Source organism: Streptomyces sp. NPDC127108, assembly GCF_042677545.1.
Lineage (GTDB): Bacteria > Actinomycetota > Actinomycetes > Streptomycetales > Streptomycetaceae > Streptomyces.
On sequence record NZ_JBHXTE010000002.1, the window covers coordinates 347,346 to 370,345 of the forward strand.

Below are 23,000 nucleotides of genomic sequence, written 5' to 3' on the forward strand. Positions count from 1 at the left end.
ACACCCCAAGACTCCCGCGCCGCGTGGCGCGACCGGGATGGTCGGCCGGCGAGTGCTGGAGCCTGCGACTGCAGCCAGCCCCGCCGCTCTTCTGGGTGGCCCTCACCTGCGCTTTTGCGTCGTGGCAGTCGCAAGCCGCGCCACGAGACGCTGCGTCGTCCAGGCGGCCGACCTCGGCCGCCGACTCGTGGACTCCGCGGTGTTCTGCCCGTGTTCCCCGCTCAGGGCCGCCAGGTCGGCTTTGACCTGCTCGATGCGCTGCTCGGCCACCCGCTGATCCGCCCGGTACACATCCTCAGCGATGACGGTTCCCCGACGTCTTCACCGAGCATTCTGAGCATGCAGACCTTCTTCCCTCCGGTCGGTAGACTCAAGGTATGCACGTCAAGATCTGTGGTCTGCGGCGGTTGCCTGACGTCGAGTGCGCTGTCGAGGCGGGCGCGGACGCCATCGGGTTCGTGCTGTCCGAGAGTCCCCGTCGGGTGGGCCCCGATGATGCCGATCGGTTGGCGGCAGCGGTGCCGTCGGACGTGCTCACGGTCGCGGTGTTCCGGGGCGTTCCTGTACCGGAGATCCGGCAGGCGATGACCGGTTCGCGCGTCCGAGCCATCCAATTGCACGGCGACTACCGGCCTGCTGACTTCGCTTCGCTGCGTGACCTGCCCTTCCAGCTCATTCGCGCTACGTCCGTGCGGTCGGGAGAGACCTTGCGCACCGGCGACAGCGGCGAGGACATCCTCATTCTCGACTCGCAGCGTGCGGGATCCGGGGAGACGTGGGACTGGTCCTCGGTGGCCGACCCGGGCGGGCAGTGGATGCTCGCGGGCGGGTTGCACCCGGGCAACGTGGCCGAGGCCGTGGCCGCCGTACGGCCGTGGGGAGTCGATGTGTCCAGTGGTGTCGAGTCGAGCCGTGGTGTGAAGGACCCGGGTCGTATCCGGGAGTTCATAGCTGCGGCACGGGCGACCGCGCCAGCTTGACCGCAAGCTCGCGCAGCACCTGAAGCGCCTCCGCCAACCACGCGTCCGACTGCATGGCGTACCCGACGACTATGCCCGGCGCGGCATCATCGCGGTCCAGACGGAAGTGACTGGCGCCGCGCAGCTCGATGCGGTTGAGCCGGGCCCGGTGAACGAACTCCGCCTCGTCCAGGTTCGGCGGAAAGCCCAGATGCGCATGCAGGCCGGCCGCCGCCCCGGTCAGCTCCAGCTCTGGATCTCCGTTCTCCACCAGGTAGTCGCGCACCATGCCGAAACGCCGGCGGTACGTTTCACGCACCCGCCGTAGGTGCTTGTCGCACCTGCCGGTCTCGATGAACTCGGCGTACGCCAGCTGCTCCACTGTGCCGCTGCCCAGGTCGAACAGCTCGCGGGCCTGTTGCAAATCGGACACGACGCCCTCCGGCGCCACCAGCCAGCCCAGCCGGAGACCTGGCGCGAGGGTTTTGCTCGCCGTGCCGCCGTAGACGACGTGGTCAGGCGCGAGATGCTGCAGACTCAGTGGTCGCGCGGCCTCGTCGTACCAGAACTCGCCGTCGTAGTCGTCCTCGACGATCAGGCCGTCGACCCGTCTGGCCCACTCGACGAGTGCCTGCCTTCTGCCCGGGGAAAGCACGACCCCGGTGGGGAACTGGTGGGCGGGCGTGACCAGCACCGCCCGCACGCCGCTGCGCTCCAACGCTTCGACGCTGATGCCCTGGTCGTCAACGGGGATTGCCACCGTGCACATGTCGACATTGTCGAGGAACTGCCGCATCCCGGGATGCCCGGGGTCCTCCAAGGCGAGCCCGTGGACACCGCGGCGCTGGAGCATCCTGCACACCACGTTGAGCCCCTGCGCGAAACCGGTGGTCACCATGACCTGCTGCGCGGTCGCTCGCACCGACCTGACTCTGCCCAGGTAACCCGCCAGCGTCTGGCGTACTGACAGCACGCCGGACAGCGGCGGGTAGTCCAGGTCGACGTCGGAGATATGGCGCAACACGGTGGTCAAGCAGGTCGTCCACTCGCCACGTGGGAAACTGCGCACGTCAGCACTGCCGGGCACCAGGTTCCAGTGGTTCTGAGCGGGCCGTTCCGCCGACGTTCGCTTGGCCGTCGAGAGCGATTCCTGCTCGACGGCCTCGGAGACACGGGTGCCCGAGCGGTCCCGGGAGACAAGCCAGCCCTCGGCGGTCAGTTGCTGATATGCCTCGACGACAACTGAGCGGGACACCGTCAGATCCAGCGCCAGCCGTCTACTGGAAGGCAACCTGGTATCCGGCTGCAACATCCCGTCTCTGATCAGTTGAATGATCCGGGAGCGAATCTGCTCGCTGAGTGCGGCGCTGGCCGATCGATCGATGTCCAGTGGTAGGCAAACGGACACGGATCTACTTCCCATTGGTAGATTCGACGGCCCAATTGTATGCGTTGAACAATGCGTTGGATTCTTCGGCGGAGGTCAAACGCCACACATCCCCACGAGTGCGCGGTCGACGGCGCAGACCACTTCCTGCTCGTCGATCCCGGCCACGACACACCCCGGGAACAGCACGTTCGTGGTCTGCCGGGTGAGCGCCCGATGCACTCCGTCGCGGTACCGGACCAGCGCGCGTGTTCCTCTGTCACCTGCTTGCCTCCTTGAAATTGACCTCGGAGCCGATCCGAAGGTTCACGTCGGACGCGGTACACAGGGCCGGCACGTCGATGAGGATGTTGTAGTGGTTGGGGAAATGGCATTCGTCAAAACCGGCGACCGTACCGATGCGTCGGCCGCCCAGCCAGACCTCGTCCCCACGCTCCACCACAGTGGCGCTCTGGAACTCGGCGAATCCGAGGAATCCGACGTGGTCGATTCGGTCGCCCTCCGATGACGGTCGGTCGGTGGTGGTCAGCAGCTCATGCACCTCGCCCGCCCGCACACACCGCGACGCCCACGGGGAAAGCGTCATGCCGCGGTCGTCGAGGGCGTGAAAGAGCAGCTTGACCACCTTGGCGACGGATTCGTGCTTGGCACTCGTCCGAAGCCGCGTCTCCTTGCGGCGGGCGACCCGGTAGGCGTCTTCGACCAGGGCCACCAGGTCTGGGCCGGGGTCGCGGTGATCGCGGCCCTCGGCGATCGCGGCCTTGAACCCGTCGAGGATGCCGCTGTACTCGTGGGCCAGCGACGACTTGAACGCGTCATGGCCATCGAGCAGGTCGGCGGTCAGCACTGTGCCGTCGCGCAGCTCGACCACGATGTCCTTGATCTCGCCGGTCGGCAGCGCCCAGTCCAGTTCGACCCGCGCCGGCACACCGTCGGCGCTCACCAGGTCGAGCTCGGCACAGAACTCGGTACCGGCCCTGACGTCGCCGATGGCGGCGTCAGTGAGCCGCAGGTCGCCGAGCAGGTGGCGTACGGCATCGAGAGCGTTCGGTCCATTGTCGATGACGCAGCCGCCACCGCAGCGGCTCACGTCGAGGTACCACAGATCGCCGCCGGTGTGCTCCTCGATGTTCTCGTGGTAGCGGTGCACGACCTGCGCGATCCGGGTCCGGTCTGCGGGCAGTCTCGCGGCCAGGTCGAGAAGGTGCCGGTTGTAACGGCGGTGGAAGGCAGTGAACAGCACTGACCCGGTGCGGTGGGAGGTCTCGATGACCCGCTGCGCGTCGGCGGCAGTGATGGCCAACGGTTTCTCGCAGCACACCGCGACTCCGCGTTCCATCGCGGCGCAGGCCACGTCGGAGTGGAGGTCGTTGGGCAGCGTGATGATCACGCCGTCGACCAACCCCGCGTCCAGCAGCTTCCGGTGGCTGGTGAAGCCCGCCAGACCCCGCTCACGCCAGGGCGCGAGCTTCTTTCCGTCGAGGTCGCACACGGCGGCCAGACTCAGGCCGGGGTCACGTTCGATCGCGTCGAGGAAGTACGGGGCGATCGCGCCAAGACCGATGATGCCGAGCTTCACGCGGGCACCTCCGTGGTGAGTGCCTTCGGCTCTGCCACACCGACGTCGGCGGCGAGCGCACGGACATCGGCCGCCACGGCGTCGGGTAGCTCGACGCCGTGGGCCAACGACCTGGCGCGGCGTGCGGCCTCGGGCGCCCCCGGATAGGCGACCTTGCCGCCGGGCCGGGTGGGCGGGCAGTCGCGGACGGTGCCCAACAGCTCATCGATGCCCGCGGCGAACGCCTCGGGCGCGCGGAACCCGGCCGGGTCGATGGCGATGGCGACGTGCCCGACGTCGGTGTCGGGGAGCGGCTCGCCGTTGAGCACCTTGCGCGTTGGCCCGAATGCCGCGCCGGCCAGTGGACCGCACAGGATCTCGACCAACAGGCCGAGGCCGAAGCCCTTCGCGCCGCCGGTGGTCAGCGGGCCGCCCAGCCACGCTACGTCAGCGGTGCCGTCGAAGTACCGTTGCGGATCGGTGACCGCCTGTCCGTCGCTGTCGTAGAGCCAGCCCTCGGGCAGCTCGGCGCCGCGCGTCTTTGCCGCAGCGATCTTGCCGGTGGCAACCACGGTGGTGCTCATGTCCAGTACGAACGGCTCGTGTTCGCCGGAGGACACCGCCACGGAGAGCGGGTTGGTGCCGAGCATCCGTACCGTGCCGCCCAACGGTGGTGCGACGCCCTGTGCACCGCAGTTGGTCAGTGCGAATCCGATGAGGCCCTGTTCGGACAGCCGTTGGGAGTAGAAGCCCGCGCTGCCGAAGTGGCTGCTGCCGTGCACGGCGACCATGCCGATGCCGTGCGTGCTTGCCTTGTGCGCGGCCAGGTCGGTGGCGGCGGTCATGGCCAACAGGCCGAGGCCGCCGTTGCCGTTGATCACTGCGATCGCGCCCGCGTCACGGTCGACCTCGGCCTTGGCATGTGCGCTGATCCGGCCGTCGCGCAGCCGGGGCGCGTATATGTTGAACAGCGCGTTGGTGCCGTGGGTGGTGAAGCCGTGCTCGTCGGCGTAGCACACCACGTCGGCCGCGGCAGCGGCCGAGGCGGTCTCCAGGCCGCACGCCGCGAACACCTCGGTGACGAAGCGACGGAGGTCGCTCGCCTGCACAAGAACACTCATGTCGACTCTGCTCCTTGGGGAAGGGTGTTTCGGACCTGCCTGCCGAAGGCCAGGACCAGGTCACGGCAGCGTGAGGTGTAGCGGTCGAGTTCGGCGATCTCGACGTGCTCGTCGGGGGTGTGGGCGCCATTGGCGCCGAGGTCGCCCGGCCCGCAGGCGGCCACGTAGCGGCCCGCGCCGGCCGCCCAGATGGCGTCGCAGGTGAATGCGGTGCCGTCGGCGACAGCGTCGTGCCGAGGAAAGCCCGCGTCCGCCAGCAGCCGCTCCATTGCGCGGTCGCGGTTGGCAAGAGCGGGCAAACCGCGTTTGAGCCAGGTGAGCCGGACAACCTCGGCCCACTCGGCAGCTATCCGGTTGGTCACCGGGTTGGCACCGAAGCGGTCAGCGAACTCCTTGCCCGCGCCGTCCACGACTCGCTCGACCGCCGCAGTGAGCGCGGTGGCCGTGCCTTGGTCGTAGTAGGCGATGTTGAGTCGCAACTCGCCGGTGCCGTAAACCCGGTTGTGCGCGTCGCCGCTACGCGCCCCGGCCACGCACGCCTTCGCGCCCAGCCGTTCGGCGAGCGGCCCGATCTCCTCGGCGAGTCGGGTGGCCACGAAGCCGAGTGCGACGGTGGCATTGTGGCCTGCGGCAGGGTGGTCGTCAGTGCTGTCCTCGCCGTGCACCGACACCATCGGCGTCATCGCTGCGCTGCAGGCATCGAACACCCGGCATCCGGTCGGCTCCGCGAACAGCATCACGCGCCCCGCCCAGCCGGAGTCGACGAGCCAGCGGGTGCCGTAGACACCCATCGCGCCGCCTTCCTCGCCAGGCACGCCGGCAACCTGCACCTCGATGTGTTCGGCCAGCCATGGCGCGGCCCGGAACGCGGCTGTGATCCCCGCGATCGCCGCGACGCCGGGGCCCTTGTCATCGACCGCGCCCCGGCCCCGCAGCATTCCGCCGTCGAGCCGGGGCGGGACATGCGGGCCGACGGTGTCCATATGGAAGTTGACAACCAGCCGCCGCTCGACCGGCTGTGGCTCACCGATCGCGACCACCACCGAGGGCTGCGCGGCCAGGAACTCGGCGTCGGCGGTTGCCCGCACCTGCTGGGGCACTCCCACGCGCTCCAGGTGCGACAGCGGCGGGCTGTCCCAGCGCCGCTGCGTCCAACCGCGCGCCACCGCACCGGCTGCGAACAGCCGCTGCGCGTCGACGAAGCTCGCCAAGTTCCCACCCTCCAGCGGGCTGACGGTCGGAACCGCCATGAGCTCCAGAATCCAGTCCAGATCTGCCTGGATCACGCCGTGACCGCCTTGCCGACGAGCGCCTTGAGCCTTCGGACATAGTCCACATAGGCCATTTCCGTCCGCTCCGGGTCGCCGGAGACTCCCAGGTGCGGGATGAGGGCCACGTGCGGCTCGACGCTGTACCAGCCCTGGTAGCCGGAGTCGACGAGCAGTTGCAGACAGCCCAGCAGCTCGGCGTCGCCCTCGCCCGGCCGACCGAACACAGCCTGACCGTCGGTCACCGTGCCGTCCTTGATGTGCACGTGCTCCACGTACGGCAGCACTTCGCGCAGGAACGGCAACGAGCGGTAGTGGTGAGCGATGCCGTTGCCGATGTCGAAGAGCAGTCGTAGCCCGGCCACCTCCGACACCAGTTCCAGCGTCCGCGCGGCACCTGTGCTCGCCCAGCCGTGGCAGTTCTCGTGCAGCAGCACCACGTCCAGTTCGGCAGCGGTCTCGACGAGCAGGCGCAGCTTACGGATCGCCTCGGCACGCCACTCGCGCTCGGGCCTGCCGTCGTTCGGATACGACATGATCCGCAGCTGCCGACAGCTGAACCTCTTGGCGTTGCGCGCTGCCCTTCGCAGAATCTCCAGCTCGGATTCATCGGACACGCCGACGTTCACTGACCAGCTGCCCAGTGGCGTATCCACGACCGGCACGGTCAGCCCGGCTGCGCTCACGGCCTCGGCCGCAGCATCCGCTTCCCCGTCGGAAAGCAGGTGTACGCCCCTGCCGTCCATAGTGCGCAGTTCCAGTGCCTGCAGCTGAAGCTCCAGGTGGACTGCGATCTGCCGGGCCAAGCCCGCGGCGCCCTCGTCGCCGATCCCGCACAGCCGGTCGATCACGCTCGTGCCCCGTAGAACTCGTGGATCGCGTCGGCGACCCGGTCGATGTCGTCACGACTCAGGTCAGGGCGCAGCGGCAGCGCCACGCTCTCGCGGGAGAGCTGCTCCGCCACAGGGAACTCGCCTTCACGGTGTCCCAGGTGGGCGAAGACCGGCTGCAGATGCAGCGGACGCGGGTAGTAGATCACTGTCTCGATCCCGCGTTGGGCCAGGTGCTCACGCAGTTCGGCGCGCCGCTTGGCCCGCACGACGTAGGTGTAGACGGCTCGTCCTGCGAAGTCGGCGGGCGGGGGCAGCACTTCGGGGCCCAGAGGTCGCAGTCGCTCTTCGTACCACTGCGCACGCTCGCGCCGCGCGTCGAGCACCGCCGCGTGATTCTTCAGGGCCTTCAACAGGAAACCCGCGCTCAGTTCGTCCATCCGGCAGTTGAAACCGACCAGCTCATGCACAAAGCGCTGCCCGGGGCGCTGGCCGTGGTTGCGCAGCATCCGAACCGGCAGCGCCAGTTCGTCGTCATCGGTGATGACCATTCCCGCGTCGCCGATGCCGCCCAGCGGCTTGCCGGGGAAGAACGAGAACACCCCGGCGTCGCCGAGTGTCCCGGCAGGCTTCTGGTTCACGGTTGCCCCGAAGCTGACCGCGCTGTCCTCCACCAGCCGCAGGCCATGGGCGTCGGAGAGGCGGCGCAGCGCGGCCATGTCCGCGGCGCAGGAGAACAGATGGGCAGGCAGCAGCGCTCGGGTGGCCGGGCCGACAGCGGCCTCGGCGGCAGCCGGGTCGAGCGTGCCTGTGTGCTCGTCGACATCGGCGAACACCGGCCGGGCGCCGGCCAGCGCTATGGTGCTGGCCGAGGATATGTAGGAGAACGCGGGCGTGACGACCTCATCGCCCGCCTTGATCCCCAACGCGGTCAGAATCAGCGTCAGCGCGCCCGTGCCGCTCGCGCAGCCGATGGCGTGACCGGCCCCGGTAGCCGCAGCGACCTCGTCCTCCAGTGCGGCAACCCGCGACTTGAGGATGTGCTCATCGCTCTCGCCGATCTCGCGGACCAGCTCCACTACGCGCTCGACGTCGGGGGCGTAGCGGCGGGACCAGCCGTGAAAGGAAACAGTGCTCATCGGGACACCTCGCGGTGGAACCGGGTGATCAGGTCGCAGACACGGTCGACCTGCGCGTCGGTCAGGTCCGGGTACAGCGGCAGCCCGACCGCTCGCCTGCTGGCCCCGGTGGCGACCGGGGTGGGCAGCTGCGCGCCGGGCAGGTCACGCAGGGCGGGCTGCTCGGACAGCGACAGCGGGTAATACACCTCGGTGCCGATGCCGTTGGCGTCCAGGAACGCGACAAGTTCGTCGCGATGATCGGCTTCGATCAGGTACACGTACCAGACCTGATTGCTGGGGCGTTCGGCGGGCGCGAGCCATGGCGTGTCGACCACGTCGGCCAGCCGCTCGGTGTAGCGGGCCGCCAACTCGGCACGGCGCACGATCTCCGCATCCAGCGTCTCCAGCCTGCTCAGCAGCATCGCGGCCTGCAACTCGTCGCAGCGGCTGTTCCAGCCGAGGCTTTCGTAGACGTACGCGCCGTCCTCGGCCTGCCCATGGCAGCGCGCCGCTCGCACCCGTGCAGCAATCCCGTCGTCGTTGGTGATCAACATGCCCGCGTCGCCGAGGGCTCCGAGGGTCTTGGTGGGGAAGAACGACAGCACCCCCGCGCGGCCCCACAGACCTGCATGGACACCGTCGACCCACATGCCGATGGCCTCGGCGCTGTCTTCCAGGAGCTGCGCGCCGCTGTGCTGGGCGACCTCGCGCAGAGCCAGCAGGTCGGCGGTCTGGCTGAACATGTGCGCAGGCATGATCGCCTTGGTCCGCGGGGACACCGCCGCGCCCGCCTTGTCGGGGTCCATGGCGAACGAGCCGGGCAGCACGTCGACAATGACCGGTTCGGCGCCGACGTGCAGCACCGCGGACACCGTGGCGAAGAACGTGTACGCCGGGACGATCACCTCGTCGCCGGGGCCGATCCCAGCCGCGCGCAGCATCAAGATGAGCGCGTCAGTACCGTTGTTGCACGCCACCGCGTACTTGGCGCCGGTGTAACCCGAGATCGCCGCCTCCAGCTCGGCCACGGCGGCATGCGCGGTGAACCTGCCGCTCTCGGCCACGGTGCGAAGCCGCGGTTCCAAGGAGGGCCAGTTGCGGCGGATCGAGTCGGCACCGGAGAAGAAGGGAACCGGTGTCAGCACGGGACGGTCCTTTCCGAGTTCGTGATGGACATGGCTTGGGTCAGCAGGGAGATGACCGAGACGTGGCTGGCCAGCGGAGCGGGCGGCGGCGGAGCCTGCCCGGCCGCATGGGCGTAGGCGAGCTCGATGAACCGGGTCAGCGGCGCGTCGGGCAGCACCTCGCGGTCGTCACCGATGACGCGGACCTGACCGAAGTCGTCGTCTGCGCTGACGGAATAGTCGGCGACGATCTCCCCGGTGGTGCCGGTCAGGCGCAGCCGCCGGATGCGGATGGGTGAGGTGAGGTCGCTGTGCAGCGTGCTGGTCACCCCGTTGGTGTGGCGTAGCACCATCTCGGCCCCGCCGACGCATTCGGGCAAGGGGCTGTCCCAGGCGTGTGTGTCGGCGATGTGGTCGACCGCGCCGGCCAGGTGCAGCGCGAGCAGCACCTGATGCGGCATCTCGATGTGGAACGCGGTGCGGTGCCCCCGGTCGCAGAGAGTTCGCCGGAACCGCGGCTTGCTCTGCTCCACGTGCAGCTTGACCAGCGTGCCGATCCTGCCCTGCGCGATCAGCTCCGTGACCCGCTCGGTGACCCGGCTGACAGGCCAGACGCTCACCGCATGGATGCGTGCGCGCTCGGCGAGCCGGTGCATCTCGACGGCCTGCTCGAGGGTGTTGGTGATCGGCTTCTCCACGATGATGTTTCGCGCGCCCGCCGCGACCAGCTGCTCGGTCACCGGGAGGTGCTGGTCGACCGAGGTCGTCACATGGAAGACGCCGGCAGAGACGTCGGGCAGCAAGGCCATCGCCGAGGCCAGGTCGGGGAGCCTTCGCGCTCCGTCCGGTACCCCGGCCCGGTGCACAGGGTCCACCACGAGCACATCGTCGGCCAGACCCAGAGCGCGCAGACTCCGATGATGCAGGTCGCGGCCCGCGTGACCGTAGCCGACTATCACGGGGCGCAGCGTGTTCACCGGCCCGCCGCCTTCAGCTCGCGCAGGAGCCGGGTGACCGCGGCCCGCCGGGCGGCCGGGTCCTGAGCGGCACCGACTTCCCTGAGCAGGGCGCTCCCGACGATCACACCGTCGGCCAGTCCGCGCAGTGCCGCGACATGCTCGGCCCGGGAGATACCGAACCCGACCGCAACCGGCGCGCTGGTCTCAGCCCGCACCCGTGACAGATACGCCGGCAGCCGGTCGTCCAGTTCCTCACGAGCGCCGGTGACCCCATCGGTGGCCAGGCAGTACAGGAATCCGCTGGTGGCTGCGCCCGCGGCGGCCAACCGCGCCGGGCTGCTGCCGGGAGAGGCGAAGAACACCAGATCCACCCCCGAGACGCGGGCGGACTCCAGCCACATATCGGTGAACTCGGACTGGTCCGGCGGAAGATCCGGCACGATGAGCCCGTCCACTCCGGCCTCGGCGGCGTCGGCGAACAGCCGCTTGACCCCGTAGCGCAGAAACGGGTTGAGATATCCCATCAGGGCGATAGGCGCCCGTATGCCCGCGGCGCGGGCTGCGGCAACTTGGCTCAACGTCCCCGCAGTGGTCATGCCGGCATCGAGCGAGACCTGGCCCGAGTGCTGGATGACCGGGCCGTCGCCCATCGGATCCGAAAAGGGCACCCCGAACTCGATGACATCCGCGCCACCGGCGACCGCGGCCTCGACGAGGCCCACGGTCTCATCGACGGTTGGGTAGCCCGAGGTCAGATAGGCGATGAGGGTGAGCGACCCGCTCGCGCGGTTTGCCGCGAACGCCTCAGCAATCCTGGACACGCGTGCCGTCCTCTCCGATGGACAGCGCTTCTGCGGCGCTGCTCAGGTCCTTGTCGCCACGGCCGGACAGGTTGACCAGCACGTGCGCTTCATCGGGCAGTTCGGGCAGGATCAGCGGCAGCGCGGCCACCGCGTGCGCGGACTCCAGCGCCGGGATGATGCCCTCGTGACGGCTCAGCGCCGCGAAAGCCTCCAGTGCCTGTGCGTCGGAGACAGCGAGGTAGTGGACACGCCCGGTGTCACGCAGGTGGCTGTGTTCCGGCCCCGCCCCGGCGTAGTCCAGACCGGGTGCGATGCTGTGGGTCGGATGGATCTGGCCGTCTGCGTCCTGCAGCAGGTACGTATGGGTGCCATGGAAGACACCGGGTTGGCCGTGCAGCAACGGTGCGCTGTGCCGACCGGGGATGCCGGTTCCGTCGCCGGCCGCCTGCACGCCGTAGAGGCGCACCGGGGCGTCGAGGAAGGCACTGAACATGCCGAGGGAGTTGCTGCCGCCGCCGACGCAAGCCACGACCGCGTGGGGCAGTCGCCCTGTCTCAACCTGGATCTGTTCGCGCGCCTCGCGGCCGATGACCGACTGCAGCTCACGCACGATCGTCGGATACGGGTGCGGGCCGATCGCTGAGCCGAGCAGATAGTGCGTCTCGGCGGGGTGGGCGAGCCAGTCCCGGATGGACGCGTTGATGGCGTCCTTGAGGGTTGCGCTGCCCGCGTCCACCAGGACCACCCGGGCGCCGAGCAGCCGCATGCGCTGCAGGTTGGGCTCTTGCCGCTTGGCATCCACGCTGCCCTGGAAAATCGTGCACTCCAGGCCGAGGTGCGCGCACACCGCAGCCACTGCCACCCCGTGCTGGCCCGCGCCGGTATCGGCGGTGATGCGCCGCTTGCCCATCCGCTGTGCCAGCAGTGCCTGGCCGATCACGTTGTTGATCTTGTGTGCCCCGGTGTGGGTCAGGTCCTCGCGCTTGAGCCAGACCGTCACGCCGCGCCCGGTGTGCAGCCTGCGTATCGGAGTGATGGGTGTCGGCCGCCCGGCGAACCCCCGCAGCAGCGCGTCGACCTCTGCGGCGAACGCCGGGTCGTCCTTGGCCGCCTGGTACTCCTCCTCGACGCTGGCCAGCGGGCCGACCAGTGTCTCGGGGACGAACTGCCCGCCGTACGCGCCGAACATGCCGGTCATCGGCGCACCCCCGCCAGCTCGCCCAGGGACTCGGCCAGCGCGGCGCTGGCCAGCAACGTCTCGCCGACCAGCACCGCGTCGAACCCGGAGTCGGCGACCCGCTTGACGTCTCCCGCGTCACGGATGCCGCTCTCGCTCACGGTCACCACATCGCCGGGCAGCAGCGCGCGCAGGCGCGCGGCGTTCTCCAGGTCCACCTTGAAGGTCTGCAGGTCACGGTTGTTGATGCCCACGATCCGAGCGCCCATGGCCAGCGCACGCTCGATCTCCTCGGCGGTGAAGGTCTCCACCAGCACATCGAGGCCGAGGTCGGTCGCGGCCTGGACGGCGTCGCGCAGTCCGGCGTCGTCCAGCGCCCGCGCGATCATCAACACCGCGTCGGCCCCGCCGCGTGCGGCCAGCTCGACCTGGCGCACATCCACGATGAAGTCCTTGTACATGACCGGGACCGTGACCTGTTCATCCAGCGCGATCTCGCTGACCAGTGCGGGGGAGCCGCCGAAGAACCGGTCGTCGGCGAGGACCGACACCGCGTTCGCGCCGAAGGCCGCGTAGTCGCGGGCCAGTTCGACACCGCGCTCAGCGGGCCAAAGGTTTCCCTTGGACGGTGATTTCGGTTTCACCTCGGCAATCACCGCCACGGTGTCCTGCCGCAGCGCTGTGGCCAGCGCCCCTGGCCGGGTCGGCACCGGGCGCGTCGTGGGTACCCCATCGGCCCGCGCGGTGCCGTCGCGCCACACCGACCGTTTGTGGGCGAGGATGTCATCCAGGTACATCAGTGGTTTCCCTTTCATGTGTGACGGCCCGTCAGTGCTGTGAGGAGCCGAAGTGGGACGCCGTCGGCGAGGGTGGCGCGCATGCGCTTGAGCTGGTGCATGAGCTCTCCCAGCGGGTCGGCCGGGCGCGCGACCGCTGTGGTCAATGCCGCTGCGTTGAGTGCGCAGGTGTCGAGCAGACCGGGGGAAGCCCGGCCCCTCAGCACCGTCCGCGCGATGGCCGCGTTGGTGTCCGGACCGCCGCCGAGGAGATCCTCGGGCCGCGCCTGGTACGCACCGACTTCTCTCGGGTCGAGCACGAACTTGCGGACCATGCCGTCCTCGACGGCCAGGATCCTGGTCCGCTCGGATGTGCTGATCTCGTCCATGCCGTTGTCCGCGCGTACCAGCCAGGCAGGGGACAGCCCCAGCCGGGCCGCCGCCTCCGCCATCACCGTCTGGTCGCGTTCGCCCGCCACGCCGATGATTCGTGCGCCGGTCACCACAGGGTTGGTCAACGGGCCGGTCAGGTTGAACAACGTGGGGAATCCCAGTCGTCTCCGCAGCGGTGCCAGTTTGCCGACAACCGGGTGCACCGCCGAGGTCAGCACGAATGCGAAACCGTTGTCCCGCAACGACTCCGCGATGCCGGCAGGCCCGGGGTCGATGTCGACGCCCAGGTGCTCCAACAGGTCTGCGCTGCCGCATCGGTTCGTCACCGCGCGGTTGCCCGCTTTGGCTACGGCAGTCCCCGACGCGGCCGCTATGAGGGCGGCCAGCGTCGAGATGTTGACCGAGCCGGACCCGTCCCCACCGGTGCCGACGAGGTCGGACGCCCTGCCGTCGAACGGGACCTGCGTGGCCGCGGCCAGCACCACGCGCGCCAGCGCTTCCACGTCGGCGGGTCGGGCGCCCGAAACCGCCTTGGCTGTCAGATAACCCGCGGCATCGGTCTCCGGCGTCGCCGGATCCAGCAGCAGCGCCGCGGCCGCGCTCGGGTCGCCGGCTCGGCCCGCGACGACATCCTTGGTCAGGGTGGCCAGGCCGCTCACAGGTGCACGACCCCGTCCCCCGCGTTCACCACGTTCCAGCAGTCGAGCAGCATGGGCGCGGCGTACCAGAGCGGCCTGTTCATGATCTGCTCGTGCGGGGTCGTCAGCACCAGGCAGTCGAAGGCGGACACCGATTCCCGGTCCCACTCCACCCTGGTCACCGCCTCGCCGTCCACCACCAGATGGGGGACCATGGGGTCGGTGTAGGAGACCTTCGCGTGGCCGGCGCGCAGCACTCGGATCAGGTCTATCGCGGGCGCGTTGCGGGTGTCGCCCACCCCGGGCTTGTACGCCACGCCGGCCACCAGCACCCGGCTGCCCGTGAGGTCGGATCCCCCGGCGCGCAACAGATCGGCCAGACGCCGGGCAACCGTTTCCGGGCGGGTGCGGATCCGCTGGTACGCCTGAGTGATCATTGGCAGACCGACTCCGCTGCCTTCGGCGACGGAGCGCAGGAACATCGGATCCACCGCTATGCACTCGCCGCCCACGCCCGGGCCGGGGCGGTGCGCCAGAAAGCCGTACGGCTTGGTCGCCGCCGCGTCGATCACGTCATTGACCGGTACGCCAAGTTCCCGGCACAGGTCGGCCAGTTCGTAGGTCAGCGCGATGTTCACCATGCGGAAGGCGTTCTCGAACACCTTGGCGGTCTCGGCGATCTCCAGGCTCGATACGGGAATCACCTGCTCGGTGACCGTGCCGAACAGCTCCGCGCCCGCCAGGGCGCAGGCCGGGGTGAGGCCGCCGACCACCTTCGGGGTGTTGGCGAGCGTCCAACCTGCCTTGTTGGCCGGATCGATACGCTCCGGCGCGTGTGCCAGGTGGAAGTCCACACCGGCGCGCAGGCCGGACAGTTCGGCCAAACGCTTCGCCAGGCCGGCGGTCGTGCCCGGTGGGACGGTGGACTGCAGTACCACTACCGACCCACGCCGCAGCCGCGGTCCGATCGCCTCGGTGACGGCGAACACCGCAGCCAAGTCAGGCTCCCCGGCTTCGGTCAACGGGGTGGGGACGCAGATCGCGACGGCCTCGACCGACGTCAGTGCTTCCGGGTCGGTCGTGGGTATCAACTTCCCTGCATCGGCACTCAGGTCCGTATGGGATACATCGGGCAGGTAGGACCTTCCCTCCGCGATGGCGGCGATCTTCTCGGCGTCGCTGTCGAGGCAGACCACTGTCAGACCCGCGGCAGCGAATCCGAGAGCTAATGGCAGCCCGGTGTAGCCGACGCCGACGACGGCCACCCGCCCCCCGGGCAGGGGACAGCGGCCGGACATACTGGTTTTCAAGGAAATCCCCCATTGGTGATTGCGAGTGCGGAGTACGCCGCGGTCGCCGCGGCAGACTCTCCGCACGCGTCACCGGCCAGATCTCGGTGACTCCTGAAGAGTCACCGAGCGGACGGCGGGGGCACCAGTCCAGATTCCCGCGCCGCCACCGGACCAGCCAGTGGGGGCTCAGTTATGCCTTCCCGGTCGTGTTGATGCGGAGCAGGCCAGGGGGAAGGACATACGGCAGGTTGAGGGCTTTCAGGCGGAGTTACCGGGGCTTATGACGGATGTGTTTGCCTCGGCACCTCGCAGGATCAACGGGCGAAGAGCGAAGGGCGACCGCTATCTGCGGGGGCTGATGCTGGACGGGTGGCGCAAGCCGATCCAGCGGGTGGCGGACAGGTTGCCGGACGGAAACGAGCATCAGCCCATCGCTTGGCTCAGGACCGAGACCAGCCGGGTGATCGAGGCCGGGGCGAGCGCCGCGTAGCCGATGACCAGGCCACCCGGCGCGCCCGGCGGACTCCCCATCCGGCACTCGGCGAGACCCTGCACGTCGAATCCGTTCAGGCGCAGCGAGGACAACACTGTCTGTTCACGGACCTGTGGCGGGAGTTCGGCCAGCAAGTGCAGGCCACTCGCGTCTCCCCGGACGACGACGTCCGGCGAGGCGGTGCCGAGCTCCTCGACCAGGTGCATCCGTCGCGTACGGTATCTGCGGCGCATCTGGCGTACGTGGATGTCGTACCCACCGGTCAGCAGCAGGTGGGCGAGCGCCAACTCGTCCATGGCCTGCCCGGCCAGGCTCGTGACCACCCTGCGGGCCACGAGCTGCTCTTGCCAGGCGCGCGGGGCGACCAGCCAGCCCAGCCGCAGTGCGGGTGCGAGCGTCTTGCTGACGGAGCCCAGCAGCACGGTGATATCCGGGGCCAGGCCCTGCAGGCAGCCGACCGGGTCGCGGGCGTAGCGGAACGCCCCGTCGTAGTCGTCCTCAATGAGCATCACGTCGTGCGCACGGGCCAGTTCAATGAGCGCGTGCCTGCGCGCGGCCGACAGGATCACACCGGTCGGGTACTGGTGTGCTGGTGTGAGCAGGACCGCCCCGAGCCGCCCCGGCTCGCGGATGGCGTCCACCACGATGCCTTCGCCGTCCACCGGCACGCTGACCACAGTGATCCCCCGCCGGGCCATCAAGTCACGCGCCCCAGGGCTGGCCGGATCCTCCACCGCGATGTGCCGGCGTCCGGTCGCGGCCGCCACGTCGGCCAGCAGCGCCAGCCCTTCGGCGACGCCATTGACCACCATCACGTACTCGGGGTCGATGACCGCGCCCCTGGTCCGGCGTAGGTATACCGCCAGTTCGGCGCGCAGCTGCTGGTGCCCCCGCGGGTCCCCGTAACCGAAGTCGGCGCTGCTCATGGTCATGAGCGCGTGCCGGTAGGCGGCCAGCCATCTGGTACGCGGAAAACCGCCCAGGTCGGGCAGGCCAGGGCGGGCGACCGGGGGTGGTACGGACGGCGTGGGTGCCGGGTCCGCCGCCGTGACCGAATCCGCGACACGCGTGCCGGACCCCTGCCGTGCCAGGAGGAACCCCTCGGCAAGCAGCTGCTCGTAGGCGGTCACCACCACGCCCCTGGACACGCCGAACGCCTCGGCCACGGACCGGCTCGGCGGCATCAGCGTGCCCGCAGGCAGACCACCAGTGCGGATCAGCTCACGGAGCAGACCTGCCAGCCGGATCCCCAGCCTGCCCGCCCCGGCCCGCTCCAACCGGCCGAGCGCGTCATGCAGTTCCTCGGCCGAGCAGCGGCGAATTGGTCCATGAAAATGCCCGACAGATTGGTTCTTGTTGCGAGCCATTGCGGCACCTTAGCGTCGCCGTATGTTAAAAGGCAGCGTGTTCGCGATGACCGCGATGGTCATGGTCGGCAGCTCCGTGGCGGTCCTGGGGGTGCTGCGCGACTTCCCCGTCTACACAGGCCAGGCACTGCGATTCGCACTGGCCGCGGCTCTCTTGCTGGTAGCGCTGAAGTTGCAGGACCGGCGTACCGGGCAACGTCCGCCGGCGGTCACCGGTCCGCAGTGGCTGCGCATCACCATGCTCGCCGCGATCGGCATGGTCGGCTTCAACGTCGCCGTCGTGGCGGCGGAGCAGCGCACTGACCCAGCACTGGTCGGCGTGATCGTCGGCTGCGCACCCGTGGTCATCGCCCTGATCACCCCGGTACTGGCCAGGACACCGCCGAGCCGGCGCATCCTGTTCGCCGGCCTGGTCGTCACCGCGGGGGCCGCGCTGGCACAAGGTCTTGGCTCCTCGACCAGCGTCCTCGGCGTAGTTTTCTCGGTGGGCGCTCTGTTGGGCGAGGTCGCCTTCGCTCTGGTGGCGGCCCCGCTGTTGGGCGACCTGGGAGCGCTGCGCGTCTCCACCTACGCGTGCGTGGCTGCCGTGCCCCTCTGCCTGATCGGCATGGCTGCAACTGGCCAGTACGCGGTGCCGGACGGCAGCCAGCTACTCGCGCTGCTGTGGCTGAGCGTGGTCGTCACAGCAGGTGCGTACGTGCTGTGGTTCACCGCCGTGGGCAGCATCGGTCCGGAGCGGGCCGGCCTATTCACCAGTCTGATCCCCATCAGCGCGGTCGGCGTCACGGCCCTTATCGGTACCGGCGAGCCCACGTGGGGTCATGCATTCGGCGCGATCATTGTCCTCCTCGGCCTGCTGGTCGGCCTGACCACCAGGAAGGAACCGGACGTCACCATCGCCAGGGGCGCGGACGAACTGGCATGGCGCATGCCATGGGCAGGGCGCTCAGGGAACAGTCCGGACGGTGCACGAGCGGACGGCCTGTGACGTGCCCGGAGCAGGATGTCCCGCAGGCACCTGCGGTCATCCAGCGGCAGACGCCTCGAGACTCTGGCAACAGCATCTGCTGCGCAGCCCCACGGGCCGAAGCTCCTACCGTCAGTTACGGCAGGTTGCGTCCTGGCCCCTACAGCCAGTCCCGCCGCTTGAAGATGAAGTACAGGCTCACGCAGACCACAGCCATCAGCAGGATCGCGAACGGATACCCGGCCGCCCATTTCAGCTCGGGCATCGTCTCGAAGTTCATGCCGTAGATCGTGCCGACGAGGGTGGGGGCGAAGAGGATGGCGGCCCAGGAGGAGATCTTCTTGATCTCCTCGTTCTGTTCGAAGCCCGCCTCCGCCAGGGCCCGCATCTCCGCGTTCTGCTGCTGGGTGACCAGCGTCGCGTTGACGGTGAGGATGTCGGTGAGGGCCTGGCGGAAGCCGTCGACGCGTTCGCTGGTGTGGGTGACGTGGTCGGCGACGTCGCGGAGGTAGCGCTGGAGTTCCTCGTCCGTGCCGTACTTGGCGAAGCCCGCCATCAGGGCGTGCAGCATGCCCACCAGGGGGCGCGTGGCGCGCTGGAACTCCACGACCTCGCGGGAGAGTTCGTAGATGCGGCGGGAGACCGTCGGGTCGCCGCCGAAGACCTCCGTCTCGATCTCGTCGATGTCGTTCTGGACGCCGGACACGACGGGGGCGTAGCCGTCGACGACCGCGTCCAGGATGGCGTACAGGACCGCCTCCGGGCCGAGGCGCAGCAGCTCCGGGGTCTTCTCCATGCGGCGGCGTACGGCCGACAGGTCGGGGGCCGCGCCGTGCCGGACCGTGATGACGAAGTCCGCGCCGACGAACACGTGCAGCTCGCCGAAGTCGACCTCCTCGGGGGCGTCCAGGTACCGGGCCGCCCGCAGCACGACGAACAGCGTCTCGCCGTACCGCTCCAGCTTGGGGCGCTGGTGGGCCTCCATCGCGTCCTCGACGGCCAGCTCGTGCAGGTCGAACTCGGCCGCCAGGGAGAGGAGCTCCTGCTCGGTCGGGCGGGCCAGACCGATCCACGCCATGCCGTCGGGCTGGGCGCGCAGTTCGCGGAAGGTGTCGGCGAGGGAGTCCGGGGAGGAGACGCGGACGCCGTCGCGGTACAGCGCCGCCTCCACGACGCTGGGTGCCGTCGGCGGCGCCGGTGCGGGGTCCCGTTCCGGGTGGTGGTTCGAGGTGTCGGCGGGCGGCGTGCCCTGCGCGGACTGGGAGGATGCCCGCCGCCACGCGTGCTTGCGCGGCTGCTGCGGGCGGTGTGGTCGTCGCTCCGGAGTCACCGGCGGCCCTTCCCCTGGTCGTCCGACTTCGGCCCGGCGCTCGTGGATCCTGCCCCGGACATGCCCGGAGCAGGATATATGCGGCAGATGACGCGGGCGCGACAGGCGCCGGGAGGGGGCGGTGGGGTTGGGGTGGGGGTTGGGGTGAAGGCGGTCGACAGGGTGCGACAGCGGTTGGCGGGGCGTGAGGTGGTCGGCGGGGCGTGGTGGTGGGGGGTGGGGCTCGCGGCGGTGGGCGGTGGGGTGCGGGTGTGGTTGGTGAGGGACAGGGTGCCAGGGGGCCAGGGACCAGGGGGAGGCCAGGCGGCAGGGGGCGGCCGGGGGTGCCTCCGTCGGCGTACCCCTTGCGGACCGTATCTGTCCGCAAGCGGCGCTAGCGTGCGGAGCATGACGAAGACTCAGGGCGCCGCCCCCGTCCTCACCCGCCAGGCCCTCAACCGCGCCACCCTGGCCCGGCAGCTCCTCCTGGAGCGCGCCCCGATGGCCGCCGACGCGGCCCTCGCCCACCTCGTCGGGCTACAGGCGCAGAACGTGAAGCCGCCGTACTACGCCCTCGCCGCGCGCCTCGCGGAGTTCGACCCGATGGACCTTTCGGGACTGATGGCGGAGCGCGCCGTGGTCCGCGCCGTCACCATGCGGTCCACCGTGCACACCCTCACCGCCGACGACCTCCTCACCCTGCGGCCGCTCACCCAGGCCGCCATCGACCGCGAGCTGCGGATGTTCCGGGGCGGTCTGACCGGCGTTGACCTGGACCGGCTCGCCGCGCTCAGCCGGGAGTACGTCGAGGAGGAGCCCCGCACCCTCGCCCAGATCCGCGCCGAACTGCTGCGCCACTGGCCGGACGCGGACCCGCAGTCCCTCGGCATCGCCGCCCGCGCCCGGCTCCCCCTCGTCCAGGTCACCCCGCGCGGCCTGTGGCGCCGCAGCGGGCAGGTCGCCCTCACCACCGCCGAGCACTGGCTCGGCCGCCCCCTCGCGAAGGAGCCCGCGCCCGACGACACCGTCCTGCGCTACCTCGCCGCCTTCGGGCCCGCCTCCGTCAAGGACATGCAGACCTGGGCCGGTCTGACCCGGCTCCGCGACGCCTTCGAGCGGCTGCGGCCCGGCCTTCGCACGTTCCGCGACGAGCACGGCGTCGAACTGTTCGACCTGCCCGACGCGCCCCGCCCCGACCCCGAGACCCCGGCCCCGCCGCGCTTCCTGCCCGAGTACGACAACCTCCTGCTCTCCCACGCCGACCGCACCCGCGTCGTGGCGCTCGCGCACAAGGACCGCACCTGGACGGGCAACCAGGCCCACTGCACCTTCCTGGTGGACGGGTATCTGGCCGGGCTCTGGCGCCTGGAGGAGGCCAAGGACGGCGCCGTGCGGATCACCGTCGAGCCGTTCGGGAAGCTCACCAAGGCCCAGCGCGGTGAGGTCGCGGCGGAGGCGGAGCTGACGGCACGGCTCCTCGCGGCGGACGCGCCTTCGTACGACATCGGGTTCGGGGTCGTCGCCCCGAAGTGAGCCGTCGTCCCGAAGCGAGTCGTTCCGGAGTGAGTCGTCGTCCGGAGGCCAGTCGTCGTCCCGAAGCGAGCGGAGGCGGGGAGCGAGCGGGGCGGGAAGGGGCGCGGTCTCAGTCCGCGCGGCCCGTCAGGGCCACCGTCACCCCGAGCCCGACCATCGTGCAGCCGCCCGCCCCGCCGATCATCGCCAGCCTGCGGTCCGACCGGGCGAACCAGGTGCGCGCCGCCGACGCCGTCAGGCCCCACAGGGTGTCCGTGACCAGGCCGATGCCGATCGGGACCAGGCCGAGCAGCAGCATCTGCGCGGGTACGTGGCCTGCCGTGTGGTCGACGAACTGCGGCAGCACCGCCGCCGCGAACACGATGCCCTTCGGGTTGGTCAGGCCCACGAGGACGCCGTCGAGGACGGTGCGCACGTCCCCGCGCGCGGGCCGCCCGCCCGCGCCCGCCGCGCCGATCGCCGCCGCCTTCATCTCCTTGCGGTGCCGGAACGCCTGGACGCCGAGGAACACGAGGTACGCCGCGCCCGCGAGCTTCACCGCGAGGAACACCGCCGCCGAGCGCTCCAGGACCGAGCCCAGGCCGAAGGAGACCGCCACGATCATGAGGTACGAGCCCGCGACGTTGCCGAGGACCGTCGCCACGGCGGTGCGGCGGCCGTGCGCCAGGGCGCGGCCCACCACGAACAGGACGCTCGGCCCCGGGATCACGATCACCAGGGCCGACATCGCGGTGAAGGCCAGGAATCTGTCGGTGGACACCATGCGGGCCTCATCCCCCCTGCTGTGCGCCTGCCGGTGCGCGGGTGCCCTGTGGTCGTCCGCCCTGGGCGGCCCGCGGCGGACCGTGCCGGTCCTGCACGGTCGTGTACGCGTCATTGAACCCCGCGGCGCCCGGATCCGGCAGCGGAATCGGCACAGAGGGCTCGACCCCCTACGGCAGCACCCCCGCCCGCCGAGCCGCCACCACCGCCTCCCACCGCGTGTGCGCGCCGAGCTTCCGCATCGCCGACCGCAGGTAGCCCTTCACCGTCTCGGGGCGCAGGCCCAGGCGTTCGGCGGCCGCCGCGTTGGTGACGCCCCCGGCCACGCAGGCCAGCACGTCCAGTTCCCGCGGGGCGAGCCGGACGCCGGGGCCGGGGTCCGGTGCGGGGGAGTCGGCGGCCGCGTCCGTCAGCGTCCCGCACACCGCGAGCAGTTCCGCCCGCAGCGCGGGATCATCGATGCGCGCGGCCAGCGCGCGCAGCGCCCCGTGCGCCTCCCGCACGCGCTCCCACGCCGCGTCCCCGGAGCCGTACCCCCGCGCGGGCGCCTCCGCGGCCGCCTCCCGGGCCGCCGCCAGCATCGAGGCCGCCTCGTCCCGTACGACGAGGGCCTGTTCGAGGTCCCGGGCCGCCGCCACGGCCGCCGCGAGGGCCCGGTCGCCGAGGGGCTGCGCGGTGCGCAGGGCGCCGTACAGCAGGCCGCGCACCCGGCGGCGTACCACCAACGGGACCGCGAGCACCGCCCGCAGACCCTCCAGGGCGACGGCGGTGTCGTACTCGTGGCTGATCTGCCGGGACGCGCCGTAGTCCGCGACGGCGCAGGGGCGGGCCAGGGCGACCGCCTTGCCGCCGAGGCCGTTGCCCATGTGGATCGCGAGGCCGTTCAGGGAGTGCGTCGCGGTGCCGCTGAGTTCGGCGATCCGCACCCGCGCGGCGCCGTCCGCGCCGGTCATGAGGCCCCCGAAGGCCACGGGAAGACCCGTCCCGCGACGCAGCCGCACCAGCGCGGCCCGTACGTCCGCGGCCTCGCCGCCGTCCGCAGCACCCACGCGCCCGCTCCCTCGGCTCTTGCCCCGTGCCCCTGATGACCCCGGACGGTCCCTGACGACCCCGATGGGCCCCTGAAGGCCCCTGATGTCCACTGTGATGTCGGCCGCCCGCGC

The 23,000-nt window shown here is 70.3% G+C and carries 20 protein-coding genes and 1 pseudogene; 4 read left to right on the plus strand and 17 right to left on the minus strand.

Going from position 1 to position 23,000, the window contains the following annotated elements:
* Window positions 1–377 precede the first annotated feature (377 nt).
* On the plus strand, window positions 378–980 hold the full coding sequence (locus ACFVHO_RS02945; RefSeq protein ID WP_385709292.1) for a phosphoribosylanthranilate isomerase: 603 nt from the start codon (window positions 378–380) through the stop codon (window positions 978–980).
* Here ACFVHO_RS02945 and ACFVHO_RS02950 read toward each other — a convergent pair.
* The 13 genes from ACFVHO_RS02950 to ACFVHO_RS03010 all read right to left on the minus strand — a co-directional run bounded on the left by ACFVHO_RS02950 (window position 946) and on the right by ACFVHO_RS03010 (window position 15,379).
* Complete coding sequence (locus tag ACFVHO_RS02950; protein ID WP_385709295.1) at window positions 946–2,367, minus strand: PLP-dependent aminotransferase family protein; 1,422 nt, start codon at window positions 2,365–2,367, stop codon at window positions 946–948. The genes ACFVHO_RS02945 and ACFVHO_RS02950 overlap by 35 nt on opposite strands.
* A 238-nt stretch (window positions 2,368–2,605) precedes the next feature.
* A complete protein-coding gene (locus ACFVHO_RS02955) occupies window positions 2,606–3,925 on the minus strand; it encodes a Gfo/Idh/MocA family protein (protein ID WP_385709298.1) in 1,320 nt (439 codons plus the stop codon).
* Window positions 3,922–5,025 (minus strand): Ldh family oxidoreductase, encoded by a 1,104-nt coding sequence (locus tag ACFVHO_RS02960; RefSeq protein ID WP_385709299.1) that lies wholly within the window; start codon window positions 5,023–5,025, stop codon window positions 3,922–3,924. The genes ACFVHO_RS02955 and ACFVHO_RS02960 overlap by 4 nt, the downstream gene beginning before the upstream one ends.
* On the minus strand, window positions 5,022–6,311 hold the full coding sequence (locus ACFVHO_RS02965; protein ID WP_385709302.1) for a M20/M25/M40 family metallo-hydrolase: 1,290 nt from the start codon (window positions 6,309–6,311) through the stop codon (window positions 5,022–5,024). The genes ACFVHO_RS02960 and ACFVHO_RS02965 overlap by 4 nt, the downstream gene beginning before the upstream one ends.
* Window positions 6,308–7,144 (minus strand): sugar phosphate isomerase/epimerase family protein, encoded by an 837-nt coding sequence (locus ACFVHO_RS02970; protein ID WP_385709305.1) that lies wholly within the window; start codon window positions 7,142–7,144, stop codon window positions 6,308–6,310. Before ACFVHO_RS02970 ends, ACFVHO_RS02965 begins: the two co-directional genes overlap by 4 nt.
* The gene (locus ACFVHO_RS02975; RefSeq protein ID WP_385709308.1) at window positions 7,141–8,262 is read right to left on the minus strand and encodes a DegT/DnrJ/EryC1/StrS family aminotransferase; all 1,122 of its coding nucleotides are present in this window, start codon (window positions 8,260–8,262) and stop codon (window positions 7,141–7,143) included. Before ACFVHO_RS02975 ends, ACFVHO_RS02970 begins: the two co-directional genes overlap by 4 nt.
* Window positions 8,259–9,389: a DegT/DnrJ/EryC1/StrS family aminotransferase gene (locus ACFVHO_RS02980; protein ID WP_385709310.1), complete on the minus strand. Its 1,131-nt coding sequence runs from the start codon at window positions 9,387–9,389 to the stop codon at window positions 8,259–8,261. Before ACFVHO_RS02980 ends, ACFVHO_RS02975 begins: the two co-directional genes overlap by 4 nt.
* On the minus strand, window positions 9,383–10,345 hold the full coding sequence (locus tag ACFVHO_RS02985; RefSeq protein ID WP_385709313.1) for a Gfo/Idh/MocA family protein: 963 nt from the start codon (window positions 10,343–10,345) through the stop codon (window positions 9,383–9,385). Before ACFVHO_RS02985 ends, ACFVHO_RS02980 begins: the two co-directional genes overlap by 7 nt.
* The gene (trpA, locus tag ACFVHO_RS02990) at window positions 10,342–11,148 is read right to left on the minus strand and encodes a tryptophan synthase subunit alpha (protein WP_385709316.1); all 807 of its coding nucleotides are present in this window, start codon (window positions 11,146–11,148) and stop codon (window positions 10,342–10,344) included. Before trpA ends, ACFVHO_RS02985 begins: the two co-directional genes overlap by 4 nt.
* Complete coding sequence (gene trpB, locus ACFVHO_RS02995) at window positions 11,132–12,328, minus strand: tryptophan synthase subunit beta (RefSeq protein ID WP_385709319.1); 1,197 nt, start codon at window positions 12,326–12,328, stop codon at window positions 11,132–11,134. Before trpB ends, trpA begins: the two co-directional genes overlap by 17 nt.
* Entirely contained in the window at window positions 12,325–13,104 is a 780-nt protein-coding gene (locus ACFVHO_RS03000; protein WP_385709322.1) for an indole-3-glycerol-phosphate synthase, read from the minus strand. Before ACFVHO_RS03000 ends, trpB begins: the two co-directional genes overlap by 4 nt.
* Before the next feature lie 14 nt (window positions 13,105–13,118).
* Complete coding sequence (gene trpD, locus ACFVHO_RS03005; protein ID WP_385709325.1) at window positions 13,119–14,135, minus strand: anthranilate phosphoribosyltransferase; 1,017 nt, start codon at window positions 14,133–14,135, stop codon at window positions 13,119–13,121.
* The gene (locus ACFVHO_RS03010; RefSeq protein WP_385709327.1) at window positions 14,132–15,379 is read right to left on the minus strand and encodes a nucleotide sugar dehydrogenase; all 1,248 of its coding nucleotides are present in this window, start codon (window positions 15,377–15,379) and stop codon (window positions 14,132–14,134) included. The genes trpD and ACFVHO_RS03010 overlap by 4 nt, the downstream gene beginning before the upstream one ends.
* A 307-nt stretch (window positions 15,380–15,686) precedes the next feature.
* Between ACFVHO_RS03010 and ACFVHO_RS03015 the strand changes: the two are divergent.
* Window positions 15,687–15,827: pseudogene (locus tag ACFVHO_RS03015) on the plus strand (IS701 family transposase); the annotation flags it as partial.
* A 2-nt stretch (window positions 15,828–15,829) separates the two neighbouring features.
* Here ACFVHO_RS03015 and ACFVHO_RS03020 read toward each other — a convergent pair.
* Complete coding sequence (locus ACFVHO_RS03020; RefSeq protein WP_385709329.1) at window positions 15,830–17,266, minus strand: PLP-dependent aminotransferase family protein; 1,437 nt, start codon at window positions 17,264–17,266, stop codon at window positions 15,830–15,832.
* 22 nt (window positions 17,267–17,288) lie between these two features.
* On the opposite strand from ACFVHO_RS03020, the gene ACFVHO_RS03025 reads away from it, so the two are divergent.
* Complete coding sequence (locus ACFVHO_RS03025; RefSeq protein ID WP_385709332.1) at window positions 17,289–18,254, plus strand: DMT family transporter; 966 nt, start codon at window positions 17,289–17,291, stop codon at window positions 18,252–18,254.
* A 139-nt stretch (window positions 18,255–18,393) separates the two neighbouring features.
* On the opposite strand, the gene ACFVHO_RS03030 is transcribed toward ACFVHO_RS03025, so the two are convergent.
* Window positions 18,394–19,563 (minus strand): magnesium and cobalt transport protein CorA, encoded by a 1,170-nt coding sequence (locus ACFVHO_RS03030; RefSeq protein WP_385709334.1) that lies wholly within the window; start codon window positions 19,561–19,563, stop codon window positions 18,394–18,396.
* A 387-nt stretch (window positions 19,564–19,950) separates the two neighbouring features.
* Here ACFVHO_RS03030 and ACFVHO_RS03035 point away from each other — a divergent pair, with 387 nt between their 5' ends.
* Entirely contained in the window at window positions 19,951–21,075 is a 1,125-nt protein-coding gene (locus ACFVHO_RS03035) for a winged helix DNA-binding domain-containing protein (protein WP_385709337.1), read from the plus strand.
* A gap of 109 nt (window positions 21,076–21,184) precedes the next feature.
* Here ACFVHO_RS03035 and ACFVHO_RS03040 read toward each other — a convergent pair whose 3' ends face one another.
* Window positions 21,185–21,838: a LysE family translocator gene (locus ACFVHO_RS03040; protein WP_385709340.1), complete on the minus strand. Its 654-nt coding sequence runs from the start codon at window positions 21,836–21,838 to the stop codon at window positions 21,185–21,187.
* A gap of 169 nt (window positions 21,839–22,007) precedes the next feature.
* Entirely contained in the window at window positions 22,008–22,886 is an 879-nt protein-coding gene (locus ACFVHO_RS03045; protein ID WP_385709343.1) for a LuxR C-terminal-related transcriptional regulator, read from the minus strand.
* Between the last annotated feature and the right edge of the window lie 114 nt (window positions 22,887–23,000).

Excerpts from the sequence above, each read along its gene's own strand:
- ACFVHO_RS02945 (WP_385709292.1), top strand. The coding sequence starts at position 378 with ATGCACGTCAAGATCTGTGGTCTGCGGCGGTTGCCTGACGTCGAGTGC.
- ACFVHO_RS02960 (WP_385709299.1), bottom strand. The coding sequence starts at position 5,025 with ATGAGTGTTCTTGTGCAGGCGAGCGACCTCCGTCGCTTCGTCACCGAG.
- ACFVHO_RS02975 (WP_385709308.1), bottom strand. The coding sequence starts at position 8,262 with ATGAGCACTGTTTCCTTTCACGGCTGGTCCCGCCGCTACGCCCCCGAC.
- trpB (WP_385709319.1), bottom strand. The coding sequence starts at position 12,328 with ATGACCGGCATGTTCGGCGCGTACGGCGGGCAGTTCGTCCCCGAGACA.
- ACFVHO_RS03000 (WP_385709322.1), bottom strand. The coding sequence starts at position 13,104 with ATGTACCTGGATGACATCCTCGCCCACAAACGGTCGGTGTGGCGCGAC.
- ACFVHO_RS03020 (WP_385709329.1), bottom strand. The coding sequence starts at position 17,266 with ATGGCTCGCAACAAGAACCAATCTGTCGGGCATTTTCATGGACCAATT.
- ACFVHO_RS03025 (WP_385709332.1), top strand. The coding sequence starts at position 17,289 with ATGTTAAAAGGCAGCGTGTTCGCGATGACCGCGATGGTCATGGTCGGC.
- ACFVHO_RS03035 (WP_385709337.1), top strand. The coding sequence starts at position 19,951 with ATGACGAAGACTCAGGGCGCCGCCCCCGTCCTCACCCGCCAGGCCCTC.
- ACFVHO_RS03040 (WP_385709340.1), bottom strand. The coding sequence starts at position 21,838 with ATGGTGTCCACCGACAGATTCCTGGCCTTCACCGCGATGTCGGCCCTG.